The sequence below is a fragment of the Sphingopyxis sp. PET50 genome (assembly GCF_025244705.1).
Taxonomy (GTDB): domain Bacteria; phylum Pseudomonadota; class Alphaproteobacteria; order Sphingomonadales; family Sphingomonadaceae; genus Sphingopyxis.
This window is the reverse complement of the sequence record NZ_CP104207.1, coordinates 2,594,964-2,611,362: the sequence shown is the minus strand read 5'-3', so window position 1 is coordinate 2,611,362 and position 16,399 is coordinate 2,594,964. Positions and strand designations below refer to the sequence as shown.

The window sequence follows — 16,399 nt, the reverse complement described above, 5'->3', positions numbered from 1 at the left end:
CTATGTCTTCAGCCCGATCTCGCGCAGCCGTTCCTGCAGATATTCGTCCGCGGTGATCGGCTCCGGATACAGGTCCGGGTGCGCCGCATCGATGCAATTCTCCAGCGTCCGGATTGGATAGTCCGAGCGGAAATGCAGGAAGAAGGGCATCGAATAGCGCGCGACGCTGGCCCGCCCTTCGTCGGGGTTGCGCACGCGGTGGGTGGTCGAGGGCAGGCGGTTGTTGGTCAGCCGCTGGAGCATGTCGCCGACATTGACCGCCATCGCGCCCGGCGGCGGCGAGACGGGGAGCCAGCTGCCGTCCTTGTCGAGGATTTCGAGCCCGGCCTCCTCGGCGCCCAGGAGCAGGGTGATCGTGTTGATGTCCTCATGCGCCTCGGCGCGGATGCCCTTCGCGGGCGCCTCGACCGGCGGATAATGGAGCAGGCGCATCACGCTGTTGCCGTCCTTCACCGTGTCTTCGAAAAAGTCGGGGTCGAGTTTCAGGTAACGCGCGATGCCCGACAGCAGCCGGCCGCCGACGCGGTCGAATTCGGCGAACAATTTGTCGTAGGCGGTGCGGAAGCCCGCGACTTCGCTGGGCCAGACGTTGTTCGGCTGCTGCGCGGCGAGCGGATGGCCTTCGGGCAGGTCGCGGCCGACGTGCCAGAATTCCTTGAGGTCGACCTCTTTCGCGCCCTTGGCGATCTCGGTGCCGAAGGGAGTATAGCCGCGCGCGCCGCCGCCGCCGGGGATATGATAGGCGCGCTTGGTCTCTTCGGGCAGCGCGAAGAATTGCTTGGCCTTGTCCCACGCCTCGTCGATCAGGCCGGGGTCGATGCCATGGTCGGTGATCATCGCGAAGCCGAAACGTTCGAAGGAGGCGCCGAAATCCTGCGCGAAGCGGTCGGCGGGAAGCGCCATGGAAATCACGGGAACGGCGGCAGTCATAAGTCTTGTCCATCTGTTCAGGGGCGGCACCGGCGGCGCGCGTCATGCGATGCGATTTAGGCGCTGCGCGCGCCGCGTTAAAGGGAAAAAGGCGGTTCCACCCCGCGCATCGCTCGGCTAGACCCGCGCTCATGGCAAAGCAATATTGGCTGATGAAATCCGAACCCGACGCCTATGCGTGGGAGCAACTCGTCAAGGACGGCCAGGGCATGTGGGACGGGGTGCGCAACCACACCGCCAAGCTCAACATGATGGCGATGAAGGTCGGCGATCAGGCGCTCTTCTATCACAGCAATATCGGCAAGGAATGCGTCGGGATCATGGAGATCGTCGAGGCGGCGACGCCCGATCCGACCGCCGAGGAAGGCTCGCCCTGGGTCATCGTGCGCGTCGCGCCGGTGCGGCCGCTCGCGCATCCGGTGACGCTGGCGGCGATCAAGGCCGATCCGGCGCTCGCGGACATGGACCTGATCCGCCAGTCGCGGCTGTCGGTCGGGCGCGTCACGCCCGCCGAGTGGAAGCATATCCTCAAGAAATCGGAAAAGCCCGAAGCCTAGTTTTTGGGCAGCGGCGTGCGCAGCTTGGTCTGCATATGCGCCGCGACCGACGGGTGCAGCGGCACGACCAGTTCGCAGCCATATTCATTGCCGTCGGCGCGCCGCACGATCGCTTCGAGCGGCTGCAGCCCCGGCAGGCTGACCCAGATATGCTTGCCGATCGCCGGCCGCGCATAGGTGTTCATGCGAAAGCCCGTCGAGGACAGGTCGAACAGTTCGGCGTCATAGGGGTTGAAGCCCGCTTCGCGAAACCGCGCATTCGCCTTCACCTGCGCGCGCTCGGCGCCGCGCGTCCGGGTGGCGGGTTTGATCGAGAAATTGCCCTGTTGTTTCACGGTCGGCTGCTGTCCCAAAGAGGTGGAGCCGCAAAACTAGGCCGTGATGCTTTCGCGCCCGTAAACGGACATCGTAAATATCTTTAAAACAGGGCCTTATTGTCTCGCGGCGGGACGATTCCGGCCGTCGGCGCCCGTATCGGCGTCCGGCTTCATTGGCAGGACATGGTAAAGATCGGATTACTCGGACGGCCGGACACGGCCGCGTCCCGCCTTGACCGCGCTGCGCGCCTTCTTGCTGTCGATGCGTTTCGCCTTGGCCGCCTTGCTCGGCCTGGTCTTGATGCGCCGCTCGGGCTGGATCAGCGCCTGGTCGATCAGCGCGTTCAGCCGCGCGCGGGCGTCGGCGCGGTTCGCTTCCTGGGTGCGATACCGGCGGGCGAGGATGACGAGTTCGCCCTCGGCCGTCATCCTGCTGCCCGCGAGCGTTTTCAGCTCGGCGCCAGGCGTCGGGTGCCAGGCCGAGCGCGAACACATCGACGCGCAGCTGGCAGGCGGTCGCAACCTTGTTGACATTCTGTCCGCCTGGGCCGCTGCCGGCGAGGAATTTTTCCGAAATCGCGGCCTCGGGAATGTCAGCCACGCGTCGGCTCCGCTCCTTCGGGCGCCGAAAAGCCGTGCGCGACAAAACGTTCGGGGAAGGGGGCCTCGGCAACGATCGGCGGTTTGGCGCCGCGCGTCAGCACCAGCCGTTCGGCGTGGAGCAACGTCTGTCCCTTGGGTCCGCCGCCGCCATAGACGGGGTCGCCCGCGATCGGGAAGCCGAGCCCTTCGAGCGCATGGACGCGCAGCTGGTGGGTGCGGCCGGTTTCGGGGCGGAAACGCACGAGCGTGCAGGCGCCGGCGGCCGCGATCACCTGCCAGTGCGAGCGGGCGGGCTTGCCGCCGGGGTCGCCCGCCATCCGCCAGCCGGCCTCGCGGGTCGATCGTTTCGACAGCGGCAGGTCGATCGTCCCGCTCTCGCCCTGCAGGATGCCGTCGATGATCGCGAGATAGCTCTTCTCGACCTCGCGGCCCTCGAAGGCGGCGGCGAAGCGCTTGTGCGCCTTGGGATTGCGCGCGAGGAGCAGGCAGCCCGAGGTGTCGCGGTCGAGCCGGTGCACCGCGAGCGGCCAGCGCTGGAAGCCGAAGCGCAGCGAATCGAGGTGGTTCTCGAGGCTGAGGCTGCCGTCGCGCGGCGGATCGACCGGCAGGCCCGCGGGCTTGTCGACGACGATCGCCTCGCCGTCGAGGAAGAGGATGCGGTCGGTGAGCAGCATGGCGGCGCTATAGGCCGCACGGGGCTCAGCCGAAAGAATAAACGTCCATGCCGAGCAGGCCATAGGTGGTGCTGGCGTGCAGCCGCTCGGCAGTGAAAGGCGAACCATGCCGGCGCCAATGGCGACGAACAGCGGCAATATATGGTCCAGGGTCGGATGATTGTCCTTGCCGTGTGGTGCAAGCTCGACCGCGTGCAGGACGTCGTCGACCGCGCCCGCCTTCATCCGGTCGGCGATCCAGTCGGTGAAGTCGGTGACCCATGCCAGGCGCGGGGGCGTCGATCGGCAGGCGCGAGGAGAAGAGCGCGCGGAGGTTGTGGGTGATGCTGCCCGACCCGATGATCAGCACGCCTTCGTTGCACAGGGGCGCGAGTGCCTGACCGAGCGAATGATGCCATTCGGGCGACGCGTTCGACGCGATCGAGAGCTGGACGACGGGAAGGTCGGCATCGGGGTAGATCAGGGACAGCGGCACCCACGCGCCATGGTCGAGACCGCGCTCGGGGTCGGCGGTGACGGCCAGGCCGTGCGCTCCGAGCAGGCCCACGATGCGTTCCGCCAGTCCGGGATCGCCCGGCGCCGGGTAGCGCATCGCGAAGAGTTCGTCGGGAAAGCCGCCGAAGTCGTGGATCGTCGGCGGCGCGGGCGAGGCGGTGACCGTCGCCCGCCCGCCCTGATACGCCGCGTCATGGTGCGCCGACACGACCAGGATCGCGCGCGGGCGCGGGAAACGGGTGCCCAGCCCGGCGAGGAAATCCCGTGCCGGGCTGGGTTCGAGCGCCATCATCGGCGAGCCGTGCGAAACGAAAAGGCTCGGCAGACGGCGCATCGCGTCAGGCCGCCTGCCGCAGCGCGTCGATCGAGGCGGTGGCGCGGGCGATCGCCTCGCCGTCCATCATCTGCTGGTCGGCGGCGATGATCGACACGTCGGTGATGCCGACGAAGCCGAGGATGTGGCGCAGGTAGCCGGTCGCGAAATCATAGTCGCTGCCGACCGGCACGCCGCCCGAGGCGACGACGAGATAGGCCTTCTTGCCCTTGAGCAGCCCTTCGGGGTCGGCTTCGGTGTAGCGGAAGGTCTTGCGGGCGCGGGCGATCAGGTCGACCCAGGCCTTGAGCGCGGCGGGGATGGCGAAATTATAGACGGGCACGCCGATGACGATGGTGTCGGCGGCTTCGAGTTCGGCGATCAGCTCGTCCGACGCGGCGAGCGCGGCGCGCTGCTCGTCGTTGCGGTCGGCGTCGTCGGTGAAGTTCGCGCCGACCCAGGCTTCGGTGAGCAGCGCGGGCGGGGCGAGCGCGAGGTCGCGGGTGGTGACCGCGGCACCATAGCCCTGTTCGACAAGGCGGGCGACGAGCTGGTCGGTCAGCAGGCGGGTGGTCGAACCGGCGTTGCGGGCCGAGGCGTCGATACGAAGAATGTGGGACATGGCATTACTCCTTTGGACTTGAACAAGAGGGGAAGGGGGTGCCGCGAGTTCCGTCGACCGGGGGGATGGGAACTCGCGGCACAGGAGCGGGCCGCCGCCTGGGAGGGGGAAGGCGGCGGCCCCGGGGTTTCATTACAGGCTGTCGACCAGCACCAGTTCGGCGTCGTCGATCGCCTCGACCTCGATCGTGCCGACATCGCGGATCGCGATGCCGTCGCGCGGGTCGGCCTCCTCGCCATTGACGCGGATCCGGCCCTTGGCGGCGACCAGATAGGCGTGGCGCCCGTCGGGCAGGTCGTAGGAGACCGTGTCGCCGGCGTTCACCGTTGCCGCGGCCACGCGGGCATCGGCACGGATCGGCAGCGCGTCATCGCCTTCGATCCCGCTCGCCAGCGTCACGAACCGGCCCGAACGGTCGGCCTGGGGAAACTGGCGCGCACCCCAGCCGGGGGTGCCTCCGGCACGGTCGGGCATGATCCAGATCTGGAACAAGGTCGTTTCCTCGTCCTCCAGGTTGAACTCGCTGTGCGTCACGCCGGTGCTAGGCGCTCATCACCTGGACGTCGCCCGCCGCGGTGCGGCCGCTGTTGCCCATCGAATCGCGGTGGCTGATCGCGCCGGTGCGGACATAGGTGATGATTTCCATGTCGCGGTGCGGGTGCGGGGGAAAGCCCGCCTGCGCCGCGATGGCATCGTCGTTCCACACGCGCAGCGCGCCCCAGCCCATGCGCTTCGGGTCGTGGTAGTTCGCGAAGGAAAAATGGTGGCGGGCGTCGAGCCAGCCGTGGTTGGCGTGGCCGAGGCTGTCGAATTTGCGGATGTCGATCATCGCGTCGTCCTTTCCTATCTTTTCGATCTTCACCCGTATCGCGGATGCGGGGTGAAGCTGTTGGGGACAAGATAGCGATGGCGATCGTTTCTGAAATAGCGTAGATGGAAATCTATCGTTTCGATATCTCTGCTAATCTGGTGCCCCAATTTCCCGTTCGTGCTGAGCTTGTCGAAGCACCGTCCTTCTTTCTCCCGACGTTCAAGAGAAAGAACGGCCCTTCGACAGGCTCAGGGCGAACGGCTTTGAGGATGGAGAATTCCAATGGCGCTTCCCGATTATGAAGGCTGGGCCTGTTTCGCCGCGGTCGCCGACAGCGGCAGTTTCACCGCCGCGGCGGTAACGCTCGGCCTGTCGAAAGCCAGCGTGTCGAAAGCGGTAACGCGGCTGGAGGCGTCGCTGGGCATCACCCTGCTCCACCGCAGTTCGCGCACGGTCACCGTGTCGACCGCGGGGGCGGGGCTGCTTGGCGAGGCGCATGCGATGGTCGCCGCCGCGACCGCCGCGACCGAGGCGGCGCGCGGCGACCGGGTCGACCTGGCTAGGCCCGATCCGCCTCGCGGCGCCGATGAGCTTCGGGATCAAGGTGCTGGGCGGGCCGCTCGCGGCCTTTCTCGAGATGCATCCGGCGGTCGAGATCGAGGTGATGCTCAGCGACGCGCGTCACGATGTCGTGGCGGACGGCATCGACCTGGCGCTCCGCATCGCGAGCATGGAGGATTCGAGCCTGCTCGCGCGCACGATCGCGCCGGTCGCGGGTTCGGTGATCGCAAGCCCCGCCTATCTGGAGAAATATGGCACGCCGCGCCACCCGCTCGAACTCGGCCGCCACCGGCTGATCGGTTACGGCCACCGCGAGAGGACGCTGCCGCTGCGCTTCCACCGCGAGGGCGAGGAGGCGACGGTGGTTCCGACCGGACCCCTGTTCACCAACAATGGCGATGTGATGATCCCGCTGATCGTCGCGGGCGGCGGCATTGCCGCGCTGCCCGACTTCATCGCCGAGGAGGCCCTGGTCGCGGGCGACGTCGTGCGCATCCTGACCGACTGGTCGCTGCCGCAATCCTTTCTTCACCTTCTTTCGCCACCATCGCGGCTGCGCCCGGCGCGGGTGAAGGCGCTGTCGGACCATCTGGTCGATACGCTGAAACGATCCTGCACCGGCGCCCATGCGCAGCATCTGGCGCTGGGGAGCGGTTGAGAACGCCCGCGGTCCTGACCATGGATCGTCGCCGTTCCCCCGGCGAAAGCCGGGGTCCATTGATGACGCGCGCATGGCATGTGGACCCCGGCTTTCGCCGGGGAACAGCTTCTCCGGCTGGTGCGGAATCGCCGCGACTCGTGGATTCCTGCGGGTTAAATCAAAATTAACCTTTTCCCTTCATTGCTTTCATGGTTAATGTTCCGGCAGTCCCGAACAGGGGGTTCGTCGGTGGCATCGCAGGATGGTCCAGCGGACGGGTCGCGGGATCATCGTGGGAACAATCTAAGGGGTGCCCAATGCGCGTATTGCTGATCGAGGACGAGCCGACGACCGCCAAGGCGATCGACACGATGCTCACGACCGAAGGCTTCAACGTCTACACCACCGACCTGGGGGAAGAGGGCCTGGACCTGGGCAAGCTCTATGATTACGACATCATCCTGCTCGACCTGAACCTGCCTGACATGCACGGTTACGACGTGCTCAAGAAACTGCGCACCGCCAAGGTGCAGACGCCGGTGCTGATCCTGTCGGGCATTTCGGAAATGGATTCGAAGGTGCGCTCGTTCGGCTTCGGCGCCGACGACTATGTCACCAAGCCCTTTCACCGCGACGAACTGGTCGCGCGCATCCATGCGGTCGTCCGCCGCTCGAAGGGCCACAGCCAGAGCGTCATCAAGACCGGCAAGCTGGCGGTCAATCTCGACACCAAGACGGTCGAGGTCGATTCGACCCGCGTGCACCTGACCGGCAAGGAATATCAGATGCTCGAGCTGCTCTCGCTCCGCAAGGGCACGACGCTGACCAAGGAAATGTTCCTGAACCACCTCTACGGCGGCATGGACGAGCCCGAACTCAAGATCATCGACGTCTTCATCTGCAAGCTGCGCAAGAAGCTGGCGCTGGCCTGCGGCGGCGAAAATTACATCGAGACCGTCTGGGGCCGCGGCTATGTGCTGCGCGACATCGACGACGAAGGCAATGAAGTGCGCCGCGTCGCCTGACGCCCAGCGCTTTTTTAACAGTTTACAACGGGGGACCCGGCGCGGAGCGATCCGCGCCGGTTTTCTTTTGTGCGGATGACGGGGGATCGATCCCCCTCCCTATTAGGGAGGGGGTTAGGGGTGGGTAGCGAGCGAAGCGAGCGAAGCGAGCAAGAAGGAAGAATGCCGCCTCCGGCCGCCCACCCACCCCCAGCCCCTCCCTTCCAGGGAGGGGAGAGCGAAGGTCGCGTTTCGTTCCCACCCCCTACCGACGCGAACGCCAGTCGCTCGTATAAGGGTTCGTCGGCGATGCGGCGCCGAGTTGCAGGCCGGGGCGCTTGGCGACGGTCTTGGGCGGCGGGATGATGCGAAATTCGATACTCTGGTCGGCCGACGGCATGCTGCCGCCATGCGCCGCGCGCAGCTGCTCGATGCGGATTTCGCTGTCGGTCTCGATCCCGAACCGTTGATCGCATACCCAGCGCACCGTGCCCGTCATCGGCGGGTGCCCGGGCAGGTGGACGGTCAGCCGCTCGCCATTCTGCAGCGGGTGCGGCGCCTGGCCGCCGATGCCGGTCTGCGACACATTGCGGACGGTGACGTCGAAGCGGCCGAAACGCTCGCTCTCGAGCGCGGCCTTCACCAGTCGCGACTGGCGCGGCTGGCGTTTTTCGGATGCAGAATCGTCTGCGGGATTGGACATGCGCGACCCAGTACAGGCCGCCCGGCATCCCACTCCAGGCGACAATATCGGTCCCATCGGCGACCATAGGAGAAGATGGTAAATATTGCACTAGCGCGGCGTGTCACGGCTCGCTTTCGAGCCTATTTTTGGGGCGGCAGACCGCCGAAGGCGACGATGCTTTCGGCGCCCTCGGCCGACACCGCCGCGACGCCGAAAAAATGGTCGTCGATCTGGACGCCTTTCAGCAGGAATTGCGTCGAGTCGCCTGGCACGGTGCGGCTGTCGGTCCAGTCGCTGCGGTCGGCGCGGCGCCAATAGAGACGGTAGGAGGCGGCATCCCTGACCGGCGTCCAGCTGATGCTGGTGTCCGAACTCACCGCGCCATCGATGGCGACGCTGGCGGGCGCGGGCGGCGCGTCGGCCAGCTCCCGCGCTAGCGCGACGTTGAGCGCGGTGACGCGGGCGAGGTATGGAAAGTCCATCTCGTCGACGGTGTCGCCATATTGGCGGCCACCCTCGGTGCGCAGATCCTGGTGCTGATGGTCATAATCCTCGACCCCGACGGTGAAGCGGATCGCCGGGTAGCCGAGTTCGAGCGAGGGCAGATGGTCGCCGCCGCGGCGGAAGCGGTCGGGGCGGCGTACCGCGAGCACCTCCAGCCCGATCGCCGGATTGCGGGTGGCGGCGCGAAGAGCGGCCCTGGCGAGCGCGCGCGATGGCCCGTCGTCCTCGCCGCCGATGCCGCGCCGCGCGAGCTGCGCCGCCAGGTCCTCCGACGCGCGGATGCCCTCGCTGAACACGCGCACCCGATTGTCGACGATCGTGCCGTCGGTGCCGTGGGTGCCGCCGACGATGTCGTTGTTGAGCAGCGCCGCGACCTGCCAGCCTTCGCTCTGGGCATGGCGCGCGAGCAGCTTGCCGCCCCACAGCCCCTGCTCCTCGCCCGAAAGCAGGGCATAGACGATCGTCGCGCGATGGTTCCGCTTCGACAGCAGCCGCGCGGCCTCGATCACCAGCGCGGTTCCCGAGCCGTCGTCGTTGGCGCCGGGGGCGTCGGCGGTGAAATTCATCGGATCGGTGACGCGGCTGTCGATATGGCCGGCGATGATGACGACATGCGCGGGGTCGCCGGTCCCCTTCTGGATCGCGAGGACATTTTCGACGATCACGCCTGCGGGCGCGCGCGGCCCCTCGAAACGGTCGGAGATGCGCGATACGGTCAGGCAGCCGCCGCAGGCCTTTGAAATGCGCTCGAATTCGGCGGCGCCCCAATTGCGCGCGGCGCCGATGCCGCGCTTCGGATCGGTCGCCGAGGACAAGGTGTGACGGGTGCCGAAGGACACGAGTTTTTCGACGTCGGCCTTGAGGCGCGCGGGGTCGACGGCGGGGGTCTCGTCCGCCGCGAGGGCAGGGGTGGCTGCGCAGAGCAGCAGCGCGGCGAGCAGGCTTTGCTTGATCATGCCGCTTCATGCGGCGGGTATCTGATCGACGCAAGACCGTCGCTGGCAATAATCGTCGCCCCCGCGAAGGCGGGGGCCGCTGTCAGCCTGTTGCTGCGTCGCGGCGTAAACCGATGGCGGCCCCCGCCTTCGCGGGGGCGACGTTATGGGAAAAGCCCCTCCCGTTTGGGGAGGGGCTTTCCAATATTAGCGCAGGCCCGAGAATTTGATGTCCTGCACGCGGCCGTAGCGGACGTCGCAGCTGAACTTGCCTTTGTCATAGTAACCGCCGCGGCCCCAGCGCCCGCCGTAACCGTCGCGGACGACGACGCGGCCCTTGATCTTGTAGCCGTCGCGCTTGCGGTCGATGCTCGTCACCTGCGTGACGTCGGTGTTGCCGTAACGGCGGCTGCCGCGTTCGACGGCGTTGACGCACTGGTTCACCGCGCTGCGGCTGTCGCCGTAGCGGCCATAGTCATAACCATAGCCGTAACGGGGGTCGTCATAGCGGCCGCGGTCGCGATAGTCGGCGCGGTCATAGCGGTCGTTGCCGCCGCTCGACAGGATGGCGGCGAGGCCGCCGAGGACGACGGCGCCGGCGATCACTTCGCCCGCGCTGATCCCGTCGCCGTCGCGGTCGCGGGCCATCGCGGGGGTGCTGCCGAGCAACATTGCGCCGGCGGTGGCCGCACCAATTGCGGCCTTGGTCATCTTGGTCATAGCCATGGTTCGGTCTCCTTCACCGCAGGGGGCGATTCGCCGCCTGTTGATGCCGGTATAGAAGGAGGGCGGTGTCGCGGGTCTGAACCCCCCGCTTATCTGCGGTTCAGACTTGGTTTAGCGGAGGTTCAGGTGGAGAAGCGAAGGCGGTTTTGGGGTGGATATAAGACATTCCCCTCCCTTTTAGGGAGGGGTTAGGGGTGGGTAGCGAGCGCAGCGAGCCAGAAGGAAGAGCGCCGCCTTCGGCGGCCACCCACCCCCAGCCCCTCCCTTGCAGGGAGGGGAGATAAACGTCCGCTCCCGCCCGACACCTGCCGTTCAGCCGGCGTGTTCGCAAAGGTCGTGATCGCCAAAGCGAAGGGCCCCGTCATCGCCGATGACGAGGCCCTTGCCCTGGTATTCGCCTGCGGGATCAGCCGCCGAAAGTGACGTCGACGACGCGGCCGTTGCGATAGCTGCAGCCGAAACTGCGCGTCTCGCCGCCCAGCCGCGACGCGGCGCCGGTGACGTACCAGCCGCCGTTCGCGGCACGGGTGCTGTCGATCCGGTCGACGCGGGCGTCGTCGCCCATCTCGCCCTCGACCGCCCAGCTGCACGCGTCGGCGGCGCGCGCCTCGGCCTCGCCGCGGCCATAGGCGCCCGGCGTGGTGCCGGCATCGGGTTCGTAACGCGGGACTTCGCGATAGTCGTCGTCGCGATAGGGCGGCTCGTAACGCTGCTCGCGCCGCTGGTCCTTGTCCTTGCTCGCGGCGCCGGCGATCGCCGCGATGGCGCCGATGACGAAGAGGCCGCCGAGCACTTCGCCGGTGCTGATATGATCGCGGTCACGGTGGTGCCTGCCACCGTAGCGGTTGCGCGCTTCGGCAGGGATGGCGGCGAAGGAGGTGACGAGGACCGCGGCCGCGGCGGTGAGAGTGGTGAAACGGCGCATCGAGGATACTCCCCACTGTGCGGGCACGGGATAGGCCCCGCCCGCCATCGGTCGCAGATAGGGGCAGGATGCTTTCGCCTCGCTGAACCGTTCTCCGCGCGCGACGAGAAGCAGGAGGGCCAATGAAAAGCCCCTGCCCTTCAGGAGTGTCAGGTCGGTCATGCCCCTGGCATGACCTAAACCGTCCGGGGGACGGTTTACCTGGCACTGGGTTGGAGTGGGGCCTGTCAGATAGTGCAAGGCCGCCGGACCCCACCCGCTGCGACTAGGCAGCAAGCTGCCAAGTCTCGCTGCCCTCCCCTGAAGGGGAGGGCAGGTAAAAATCAGCAGACGCAGCGCGGCTTGGGTTTCGGTTTCCATTTCTTTTTCGCGACATGGCGCTTCCGGACCGGAACCGTCTCGTAATAGGTGCGCGTCGAGGTTTCGACCGTCTCGGTCACCACGGGCGCGCCGGTGGTGATCACCGTCGTCACGACGACGCCGGGGGTGTAATAGCCGTAACCATAGCCATAGCCGCCCTGCTGATAGACCGTCGTGCCGCCATGGCCGCCATGATAGGGCGGCGGGGGCGGATAGGCACCGCCGTGATAATAGCCGCCCTGGGTGTAATAGCCGCCGCGGCTGGCCCGCCAGCTTTCGCAGCGCTTGCGGTCGGCCTCGCTGCCGATCGCCCCGCCGCATGATCGCGCCGAGCGCGCCGCCGATGATCGTGCCTTCGGTGCGGTTGCCCCGCCCGGCGATGCGGTTGCCGGCTGATGCCGCCTACGACGCCACCGACAACCGCACCGCCGACCGTGCCCCCCCGGCCACAGCGGCGTTCCATTTCTTCATCGTAGCGCGGATCATAGCCGCCGCGCTCGTCATAATAGGGATCATAGGCCGGCGGCGGCGCGTCGTAGCTGGTGCCCACCGACTCGACCGTGCCTTCGTAGCTGCCGTCGTAGCGGCGGCCGTCGGGCGTTTCATAGGTGCCGTTCCAGGTGCCGGTCCAGCGGCCCTGCGCGTCATAGGTTCCTTCGACGCGGCGATATTCGACTTCGCTCGGCACGCGGTCGGGATAGCCAGTGTAGACGCGGGCATCGGGCGCCGACGGCGCGCCATAGTCGAGGCTGGGCTTCTTGTCGCCATGACCGGCGTGCGCCGGGCCGGACAGCAGCGCCGATCCGGCGGCGATTCCGAGAAGAAGTGCGGTGCGCATGGCGTAACTCCCTGTTTCCTTGGGCCTGACCGGCGGCGGCAAGGACCATTGGTTAACAGGGTGTTTAGCAAATCCGGCGCTTTTCGGCGAATCCGTTTACCTTGCCGATTTCGTCCCGATTTGGGGCAGGTTCAGCCCGCGAGCGCGGTCGCGATGCGCGCGACCAGCGCCTCGGCGCCGGCCTGATCCTCCGCCGTGAAGCGGGCGGGCAGCGGGCTGTCGAGGTCGAGCACGCCGATCAGCCGCTCGCCGGCGACGATCGGCACGACCAGTTCGCTGCGGCTGTCGCCGTCGCACGCGATATGGCCGGGGAAGGCGTGGACATCCTCGACGCGCCGGGTTTCGCGGGCGCGCGCGGCGGCGCCGCAGACGCCCTTGTCGAGCGCGATGCGGATGCACGCGGCCTTGCCCTGAAAGGGTCCGAGGACGAGTTCGCGGCCGTCGAAGCGATAGAAGCCCGCCCAGTTCAGATCGGGGATCGCCTGCCAGATCAGCGCCGCGACATTGGCCATGTTGGCGATGCCGTCGGGCTCGCCCGCGACGAGCGCCTCGGCGGCGGCGGCGGCTTCGGCCCACAGTTCGGCGGGCTCGGTGGCGGAGAAGGCGAGGACATAGGACATGGGCGTCTTTCAGGATCGGGTGGCGCAGCGCGGGACGGCGATCGGCATCGCGGGCGCGTCGCCGCGCCAGCTCAGCCGGAAGGTCACATATTGGGCGGGATGGTCCGAAAGAACAGGGCCGTTTTGGCCGTCGAACAAAGTGACGACCGAAAGCGGCTCGACGCGGAGCGCGTCCGAGCCGCGATAGCCGACAAGGTCATAGGCCTCGGTCCACGCGCGCGCGTCGGTCATCGGCGCGGCGCGGGCGGCGAGGCCGGGGCCCTTGGCGGCGAGGCGGAAGGCGGGGTCGGTCGCGAAGCGGCCCGCCCTGTCGCCCGCGCGGTAATTGTTGAAGTCGCCCGCCGCGATCAGCGCGTCGCCCCCATCTTTGAGGTCGCCGAAGGCCGTCAGCAGCGCGTCGTTTTCGCGCGTCTGAAGGATATGCGACGTCTCGGCGCGGGGGATGCCGACCTGGGCGGGCTCGCGCGAATTGCGGTGGGTGTTGAACAGCGTCACCGGCTCGGGCGCGCCGGGGATGGCGACGCGCAGCGCGAGGCCGCCCTTGTTCGACAGGCAGTCGTAGCCTGCGCAGCTGTCGGCCCCGAAGGCGTCGCGCGCGCTGTCGATCACCGGCAGGTCGGTGGCGATATAGAGGCCGCCGTCGAGCCATTTGCCGATGCCCTCGCCCTTCCACCAGTGCGCGGCGCCGGCATAGCCGTCGGGCGGCGGCGCGGCGGGGAGCTGGCGTTTCTCTTTCAGCGCCGGGCCGGGGAGGATGTTGCGGAATCCGCCCGCGAGGGTGATGCGCGACGCCTCGGGCACGAACGCCTTGTGCAGGATTAGGATGTCGGGGCCATGCCCCGCCGCGCGGCGCCTGGCGATCCAGTCGGCGATCCGCTCGAGCTTCGGTCCGCGTCCGCTGCGGATCGGCCAGGGCAGGCCCTCGACATTCCAGAGCAGCACGCGCAGGCGAACCGCCTTGCGGCCGTCGGCCAGCGTCTCGACCGGCGGCAGCGCCGCCGGGTCATAACAATCGGCCCGCCGCTCGACGCGCGCCGCTTCGCCGTCGGGCAACATGCTCCCGGTCGCCGCCCCGCCCAGCAGCATGAGCGCGGCGGCGATCGCGAGGCGTTTGCCTATTCGACGCCGAGCCCGGTCCATTTGGCCGCAAAGGCATATTTGTCGGCGGCTTCGGCGATGACCTTGTCGGTCGGCTTGCCCGAACCATGGCCGGCGCGCGTTTCGATGCGGATCAGGTGCGGCCTGTCGCCCGCCTGCGCATGCTGGAGCGCGGCGGTATATTTGAAGCTGTGCCCCGGCACGACGCGGTCGTCGGTGTCGGCGGTCGTCACCAGCACCGCCGGATAGGCGACGCCGTCCCGGATGTTGTGATAGGGCGAATAGGTGAGCAGGTTCCGGAAATCCTCCTCCTTCGACGGATAGCCATAATCGTCGACCCAATAGCGGCCGACGGTGAAGCGGTCGAAGCGCAGCATGTCCATCACGCCCACCGCGGGCAGCGCGGCGGCGATCAGGTCGGGGCGCTGGTTGGTCACCGCGCCGACGAGCAGCCCGCCGTTCGAGCCGCCCTCGATCGCGAGCTGGCCCTTGCCGGTGATCCCTTGCGCGATCAGATATTCGCCCGCGGCGATAAAATCGTCGAAGACATTCTGTTTCCTGTCGAGGCGGCCGGCGTCGTGCCACGCCTTGCCATATTCGCCGCCGCCGCGCAGGTTGGCGATCGCGAGCACGCCGCCCTTGTCGACCCAGGCGAGACGGGTGGGCGAAAAGGCGGGGGTCATCGATACGTTGAAGCCGCCATAGCCGTAGAGCAGCGTCGGCGATCCCTTGCTGCGGTCGAGGCCCTTTTTCATCACCAGGAACATCGGCACCTTGGTGCCGTCCTTCGACGTGTAGAAACGCTGTTCGACGCTGAAGTCCTGCGGATTGAAGGTCAGCTTGGGCTCTGCGAAGATCTCGCTCTTCCCCGTCGCGGTGTCGAGGCGGTAGATGGTCGTCGGCCGCGCGTAGCTGGAAAAGGCGTAGAAGGTTTCGGGGTCGGCCGACTTGCCGCCGAAGCCCGAGGCCGAGCCGATGTCGGCGAGCTGGATGTTCGCGACCGGCTTGCCGTCGAGCGCGACCATGCGCGCCTCCGACTTGGCGTCGCCGAGGTAGGAGAGGATGATGCGGTTGCCGACGCGCGACGCGCCCACGAGCGTCGCCGCCTGTTCGCCGACGAGCTGGGTCAGCGCCTTGGGCTTGCGGATGTCCATCGACACCAGCCGCTGGCGCGCCGCCCCCTTGTTGGTCACGAAGGTGAAGCGCGTGCCGGTGTTGGTGACATATTCCCAATTGTTCGCGAAATCATCGACCAGAGTCACCGGCTTGCCCGCGCCATTCGGCCCGATCGGATAGAGGGTCAGTCCATACCGTTCGTCGGTGCCCTCGGAGCCGACGACGATCAGATATTTGCCGTCGTCGCTGACCACCGCGGCATTGTTCAGCTTGGGCTTATCGGGGGTCGCGTGAATCGGCACGTCCGCGCTCTGCGGCGTGCCGAGCCGGTGGAAATAGACGGTGTGATTTTCGTTCAGCGACTGGAAGGCCGCGCCCTCGGCGGGTTCGGGGAAGCGCGAATAATAAAAGCCGCTGCCGTCCTTCGCCCAGTCGAGCGCGGAGAATTTGACCCAGCGCACCTCGTCGGACAGGTCCTGGCCCGTCGCGACGTCCATGACGCGAACGATGCGCCAGTCGGTGCCGCCGTCCTGCACCGAGTAGAGCAAATATTTGCCGTCCTCCGACGGGGTCCATTCGGCGAGCGCGGTCGCGCCGTCCTGGGCCCAGCCATTGGGGTCGATCAGGATGCGGCCCTCGCCCTTCAGCCCGTCGCGGACATAGAGCACCGACTGCGGCTGCAGTCCGTCGTTGCGGGTGTAGAAATAGCGGGTGCCCGCCTTGCGTGGCAGGCCGAAGCGTTCGTAATTGTAGAGCTCGGTCATCCGCGTCTTGAAGGCGTCGCGGCCCGGCAGCGTGCCCAGATAGGCGTCGGTGACCTTGTTCTGGTCGGCGACCCATGCGGCGACCTTCGGATTGACGCGGACATCGTCCTCCAGCCAGCGATAGGGGTCGGCGACATCGACGCCGAACTGCGGATCGACCGTGTCGCCGCGCTCGGTCGCGGGATAGGCGAGCGCCGCCGCGGCGGTGGCGATGCCGGCGCTGTCCTCGGCCTGCGCCATGGCGGGCGTCATGAACAGGGCGACCAGCGCGAGCGGCGCGCGAAGAGGTTTACGGGACATG

The 16,399-nt window shown here is 67.4% G+C and carries 17 protein-coding genes and 3 pseudogenes; 4 read left to right on the top strand and 16 right to left on the bottom strand.

What is annotated here, in order from left to right; translation table 11 throughout:
* On the bottom strand, positions 1 to 930 hold the full coding sequence (locus N0A20_RS13695; RefSeq protein ID WP_260580910.1) for an isopenicillin N synthase family dioxygenase: 930 nt from the start codon (positions 928 to 930) through the stop codon (positions 1 to 3).
* A gap of 131 nt (positions 931 to 1,061) precedes the next feature.
* On the opposite strand from N0A20_RS13695, the gene N0A20_RS13690 reads away from it, so the two are divergent.
* Positions 1,062 to 1,487, top strand: coding sequence for an EVE domain-containing protein (locus N0A20_RS13690; protein WP_260580908.1), 426 nt, complete (start codon positions 1,062 to 1,064; stop codon positions 1,485 to 1,487).
* Here the strand turns inward: N0A20_RS13690 and N0A20_RS13685 are convergent.
* From N0A20_RS13685 to N0A20_RS13660, 6 genes and pseudogenes are all read right to left on the bottom strand, one after another.
* Positions 1,484 to 1,822 carry a PilZ domain-containing protein gene (locus N0A20_RS13685; RefSeq protein WP_260580907.1) on the bottom strand — a complete coding sequence of 113 codons (339 nt, stop codon included), beginning with the start codon at positions 1,820 to 1,822 and terminating at the stop codon, positions 1,484 to 1,486. The genes N0A20_RS13690 and N0A20_RS13685 overlap by 4 nt on opposite strands.
* 180 nt (positions 1,823 to 2,002) lie before the next feature.
* Positions 2,003 to 2,405: pseudogene (arfB, locus tag N0A20_RS13680) on the bottom strand (alternative ribosome rescue aminoacyl-tRNA hydrolase ArfB).
* Positions 2,398 to 3,081 (bottom strand): RluA family pseudouridine synthase, encoded by a 684-nt coding sequence (locus N0A20_RS13675; protein ID WP_260580905.1) that lies wholly within the window; start codon positions 3,079 to 3,081, stop codon positions 2,398 to 2,400. The pseudogene arfB and the gene N0A20_RS13675 overlap by 8 nt, the downstream one beginning before the upstream one ends.
* A 25-nt stretch (positions 3,082 to 3,106) precedes the next feature.
* A complete protein-coding gene (locus N0A20_RS13670; RefSeq protein ID WP_260580904.1) occupies positions 3,107 to 3,910 on the bottom strand; it encodes a dioxygenase in 804 nt (267 codons plus the stop codon).
* A 4-nt stretch (positions 3,911 to 3,914) separates the two neighbouring features.
* Entirely contained in the window at positions 3,915 to 4,511 is a 597-nt protein-coding gene (locus N0A20_RS13665) for an FMN-dependent NADH-azoreductase (protein ID WP_260580903.1), read from the bottom strand.
* Between the two features lie 132 nt (positions 4,512 to 4,643).
* A pseudogene (locus N0A20_RS13660) lies at positions 4,644 to 5,340 on the bottom strand (pirin family protein).
* Positions 5,341 to 5,604: 264 nt separating this feature from the next.
* Between N0A20_RS13660 and N0A20_RS13655 the strand changes: the two are divergent.
* The 3 genes and pseudogenes from N0A20_RS13655 to ctrA form a co-directional block, all read left to right on the top strand.
* Positions 5,605 to 5,736, top strand: a pseudogene (locus N0A20_RS13655) (LysR family transcriptional regulator); the annotation flags it as partial.
* A 172-nt stretch (positions 5,737 to 5,908) separates the two neighbouring features.
* Entirely contained in the window at positions 5,909 to 6,541 is a 633-nt protein-coding gene (locus tag N0A20_RS13650) for a substrate binding domain-containing protein (protein ID WP_260580902.1), read from the top strand.
* Between the two features lie 299 nt (positions 6,542 to 6,840).
* A complete protein-coding gene (ctrA, locus tag N0A20_RS13645) occupies positions 6,841 to 7,548 on the top strand; it encodes a response regulator transcription factor CtrA (protein ID WP_260580901.1) in 708 nt (235 codons plus the stop codon).
* Between the two features lie 244 nt (positions 7,549 to 7,792).
* On the opposite strand, the gene N0A20_RS13640 is transcribed toward ctrA, so the two are convergent.
* The 9 genes from N0A20_RS13640 to N0A20_RS13600 form a co-directional block, all read right to left on the bottom strand.
* Entirely contained in the window at positions 7,793 to 8,230 is a 438-nt protein-coding gene (locus tag N0A20_RS13640; protein ID WP_260580900.1) for a PilZ domain-containing protein, read from the bottom strand.
* Positions 8,231 to 8,352: 122 nt separating this feature from the next.
* A complete protein-coding gene (locus tag N0A20_RS13635) occupies positions 8,353 to 9,672 on the bottom strand; it encodes a M28 family metallopeptidase (RefSeq protein ID WP_260580899.1) in 1,320 nt (439 codons plus the stop codon).
* A gap of 186 nt (positions 9,673 to 9,858) precedes the next feature.
* Positions 9,859 to 10,377 carry a hypothetical protein gene (locus N0A20_RS13630; protein WP_260580897.1) on the bottom strand — a complete coding sequence of 173 codons (519 nt, stop codon included), beginning with the start codon at positions 10,375 to 10,377 and terminating at the stop codon, positions 9,859 to 9,861.
* 406 nt (positions 10,378 to 10,783) lie between these two features.
* On the bottom strand, positions 10,784 to 11,302 hold the full coding sequence (locus tag N0A20_RS13625; RefSeq protein ID WP_260580896.1) for a hypothetical protein: 519 nt from the start codon (positions 11,300 to 11,302) through the stop codon (positions 10,784 to 10,786).
* Between the two features lie 323 nt (positions 11,303 to 11,625).
* A complete protein-coding gene (locus N0A20_RS13620) occupies positions 11,626 to 11,775 on the bottom strand; it encodes a hypothetical protein (RefSeq protein WP_260580895.1) in 150 nt (49 codons plus the stop codon).
* Positions 11,772 to 12,500, bottom strand: coding sequence for a hypothetical protein (locus N0A20_RS13615; RefSeq protein WP_260580894.1), 729 nt, complete (start codon positions 12,498 to 12,500; stop codon positions 11,772 to 11,774). The genes N0A20_RS13620 and N0A20_RS13615 overlap by 4 nt, the downstream gene beginning before the upstream one ends.
* 131 nt (positions 12,501 to 12,631) lie before the next feature.
* On the bottom strand, positions 12,632 to 13,120 hold the full coding sequence (locus N0A20_RS13610) for a GAF domain-containing protein (RefSeq protein WP_260580893.1): 489 nt from the start codon (positions 13,118 to 13,120) through the stop codon (positions 12,632 to 12,634).
* Positions 13,121 to 13,129: 9 nt separating this feature from the next.
* Positions 13,130 to 14,176 carry a hypothetical protein gene (locus N0A20_RS13605; RefSeq protein WP_260580892.1) on the bottom strand — a complete coding sequence of 349 codons (1,047 nt, stop codon included), beginning with the start codon at positions 14,174 to 14,176 and terminating at the stop codon, positions 13,130 to 13,132.
* Positions 14,177 to 14,235: 59 nt separating this feature from the next.
* A complete protein-coding gene (locus N0A20_RS13600; protein WP_260580891.1) occupies positions 14,236 to 16,398 on the bottom strand; it encodes a prolyl oligopeptidase family serine peptidase in 2,163 nt (720 codons plus the stop codon).
* Between the last annotated feature and the right edge of the window lies 1 nt (position 16,399).